Source organism: Hymenobacter agri, assembly GCF_054778495.1.
Map to the genome: position 1 here is coordinate 1 of NZ_BAAGZM010000514.1, position 3,127 is coordinate 3,127.

The following is a 3,127-nucleotide window of genomic DNA, read 5'->3' on the forward strand; positions in this document are numbered from 1 at the left end:
CCTCACCGCACAGTGGCTGCGCCGGCCCGACCGCGACCCCGGCAGCAAAGTGGCCTGGCTGTTCATTGCCGGCGGCGGCCTGGCCATTCTTGGTCTCATCTGGCACCCGTGGTTTCCCATCAACAAAGCCCTCTGGAGCAGTTCCTACGTGCTTTACACCGGCGGGCTGGCCATGGCCGGCCTGGCGGCGCTCTACTGGATTTGCGACGTGCAGGGCCACCGCGGCTGGACGCGCCCGGCGCTGGTCTACGGCGTCAACGCCATTCTGGTGTTCTGCCTCTCGGCGCTGCTCTCGCGCACGTTCGGGCTGTTCAAGCTGGCGCTGCCGGGCGGCAATGTCGGCGGCCTCAAGGAGTGGCTGTATGAATGGGGCATCGCGCCGCACTTTGCCGACCCACGCAATGCCTCGCTGGTGGGGGCCGTCACGCTCATTGTCATCTGGTATTTCATTCTGAGCTGGATGTACCGGAAGGGCGTGGTGCTGAAAGTGTGAAGGCCGGGCCCGGCCCTTACCTTTGCCTAGGGCGGCTGCGCTCCGTATTTCTCTCACCTCTTTCTCTTTTTATGTACCAAACCCTTCTCGTTTTACACTCCTGGTCGCGCTGGTTCGTGGTCATCTTCGGCCTCATCGCCGTATACCGCGCCTTCGTCGGCTACAACGGCCGCCGGCCCTTCGTGAGCGCCGACAACGGCATGAGCGCCGCTTTTTCGGGCTTTATGTGGCTGCAGGTTATCATCGGCCTGGGCCTGTACTTCGGCGATACGCGCCCCTGGGGCCTGCACGGCCTGCAGACGTATGGCATGAAAAACGCCGAAGCCCGCTTTTTCGGCATGGAGCACATTGCCGTGATGCTGCTGGCCACCATCGTGGCGCAGATAGGCCGCATCGCCGTCAAGAAAACAGTCGACAGCACCCTCAAGCACAAGAAAGCCCTCACGTACTTCGGCATTGCCCTGCTCATGGTGCTGCTCATGATTCCGTGGGGCATCTGGAACCCGGCGCGGCCGCTGTTTCGCTTCTAGGTTTTTTCGCTAAGTTTGGGGGCGCTGCGTATTGAACGCAGTTTGATTGCCTTGCTGCCCGTGCCCACTACGCCCAAACGTGCCTATTCCGTTGAAGACTTCTCGGAGCTCATCAACGCCCGCCTGCAGCGGCTCGAAAGCACCCGCGAAGCGCGCCAGCGCTACGGCAGCCTGCTCGCCGTGTTACGCCAGCAGGTCGATTCTTACCGGCAAAGCCGCTCGGCCAGCAAGTAGCCGCCGTTCCTGAAAACGATAATAGAAAAAGCCCTTCCGCTGCGTAGCGGAAGGGCTTTTTTATTCAGGTCTGCGCTAATGCTCTCAGGGTTTGGGCATTGCTTTGCATTGCCTGGCCAGCAGCTTATACACGCCTTTTGTTGTGCGCTGGATGCTTTCGACTGTACTCAGCTGCCTGACGTATCGGTTGGTAGAATCTGCCAGGACTACCGCTGTCAGCGAGTGGGCGATGCAGTTGCGCAGGACAGATTCGGTTACTGCTTGCTCCTTTTCCAGGCATTCACAGCTCCGGCCGGCTATTTGCTTTTCCAGGGATTGAGCTGATGCCCCACACAAGCTGCACACGAAAGCGGAAATTAATAGTACGTATTTCATGGGAGCAATTTGGCGCGCTAAGCTAAGCATCCGGGCCACGCTGGCAGCTAACGACGGTACTGCCCCCGCACCAATCCACTAAATGAACATACCGCCCGAAGCCTCCAAGCGCTGGGCATTCACCCAGCGGGCCTCGTCGGTGCAGAGGAAAGCCACCACGCCGCCGATGTCGTCGGGCTGGCCCACGCGGCCCAGCGCCGTTTGCCCGGCCAGGAAGTCGTTCACCTGCTTGTTGTCGCGCACGTGGCCACCACCGAAGTCGGTTTCGATGGCACCCGGGGCCACCGTATTCACCGCAATGCCGCGGGCGCCCAGCTCTTTGGCCTGGTAGCGGGTCAGCACTTCCACCGCGCCCTTCATGCTGGCGTAGGCCGACGAGCCGGGGTTGGCGAACCGGGCCAGCCCCGACGAGATGTTGATAACACGGCCGCCGTCGCGCAGCAGCGGCAGGGCCTGCTGCGTGAGGAAAAAGGGTCCTTTGAGATGAATATTCAGCATGTCGTCGAACTGCGCCTCGGTGGTATCGGCAAATAAGGCGTAGAGGGCCGTGCCGGCATTATTTATCAGGAAGTCAAACCTGTCGGTCCCAAAGGCATCGGCCAGGGCAGTTGCCACCTGCGCATAGAAGGCCGGGAAGCTGGCCACGTTGGCCGCATCGAGCGGCAGGGCCACGGCCTTGCGGCCCAGGGCCGTGATTTCGGCCACCACGGCAGCGGCATCGGCCTGCTGGCGGTGGTAGGTCAGGATAACGTCGATGCCTTTGCGGGCCAGGCTCAGGGCCATGTTTTTACCCAGGCCGCGGCTGCCGCCGGTCACGAGGGCTATTTTGGAGTTGCTCATCGGTATCAATTGGTTGGAATGAATGATGGCGCAAAGGTCCGGGCCGGGGCGGGCGGGTTTATGGTGAGTAGTTCAGTTTTAATCCCCAAACCCTACCACGGCAGCACCCCGTCGGTGGCCGACGACAGGATGCCGCTGGGCCCATCGGCCGGCAGCAGGGCCAGGCGAATGGCCTCGGTCGCGCCCTGAGCGGGGGTATCGAGGCCGGCGAAGCCGTTGAGGTCAGTAGCGGTATAGCCGGGGGCGGCCGCGTTCACCTTAATGGCCGTGTGGCGCAGCTCGTAAGCAAGCTGCACGGTGAGCATGTTGAGGGCGGCCTTAGAGGCCGAGTAGCCCAGCAGGGCCCAGTCGTGCTGCCCCACAATGGTGAGCGAGCCCAGCGGGCTCGACACGTTGACGATGCGGCCGGCCGGGGCCAGCTGCACCAGCGGCAGCAGGGCCTGCGTGGCGGCCAGTGTGCCCAGGAAGTTGGTGTGCAGTGCCTGCTCCACGCTGCGCACGTCGGCCTGCGTGGGCGAGCCATCGCCGGGCACGTTAATGCCAGCGTTGTTCACCAGAATATCGAGGCGGCCTTCGGCGTGGTGCAGATGGGCGGCGGCGGCGGCGAGGGTGGCCGGGTCGTTCAGGTCGAGCGCCAGGAAGCGCACGTCGCCCG

General features: G+C 62.9%; 4 protein-coding genes and 1 pseudogene. 3 read left to right on the plus strand and 2 right to left on the minus strand.

The window, feature by feature from the left end; translation table 11 throughout:
- The 3 genes and pseudogenes from ACYVDE_RS18580 to ACYVDE_RS18590 all read left to right on the plus strand — a co-directional run.
- Positions 1-493, plus strand: a pseudogene (locus tag ACYVDE_RS18580) (DUF5009 domain-containing protein); the annotation flags it as partial.
- A gap of 71 nt (positions 494-564) precedes the next feature.
- Positions 565-1,023 carry a hypothetical protein gene (locus ACYVDE_RS18585; protein WP_460503042.1) on the plus strand — a complete coding sequence of 153 codons (459 nt, stop codon included), beginning with the start codon at positions 565-567 and terminating at the stop codon, positions 1,021-1,023.
- A gap of 42 nt (positions 1,024-1,065) precedes the next feature.
- On the plus strand, positions 1,066-1,257 hold the full coding sequence (locus ACYVDE_RS18590; protein ID WP_460503043.1) for a hypothetical protein: 192 nt from the start codon (positions 1,066-1,068) through the stop codon (positions 1,255-1,257).
- 453 nt (positions 1,258-1,710) lie between these two features.
- Here ACYVDE_RS18590 and ACYVDE_RS18595 read toward each other — a convergent pair whose 3' ends face one another.
- Together ACYVDE_RS18595 and ACYVDE_RS18600 are read right to left on the minus strand one after the other, a co-directional pair.
- The gene (locus ACYVDE_RS18595) at positions 1,711-2,472 is read right to left on the minus strand and encodes an SDR family NAD(P)-dependent oxidoreductase (RefSeq protein ID WP_460503044.1); all 762 of its coding nucleotides are present in this window, start codon (positions 2,470-2,472) and stop codon (positions 1,711-1,713) included.
- A gap of 92 nt (positions 2,473-2,564) precedes the next feature.
- Positions 2,565-3,127, minus strand: a 563-nt coding sequence (locus ACYVDE_RS18600) for an SDR family NAD(P)-dependent oxidoreductase (protein ID WP_460503045.1), incomplete at its 5' end; no start/stop codon positions are given.

Coding starts and splice junctions, on each gene's coding strand:
- ACYVDE_RS18585 (WP_460503042.1), top strand. CDS start 565: ATGTACCAAACCCTTCTCGTTTTACACTCCTGGTCGCGCTGGTTCGTG.
- ACYVDE_RS18595 (WP_460503044.1), bottom strand. CDS start 2,472: ATGAGCAACTCCAAAATAGCCCTCGTGACCGGCGGCAGCCGCGGCCTG.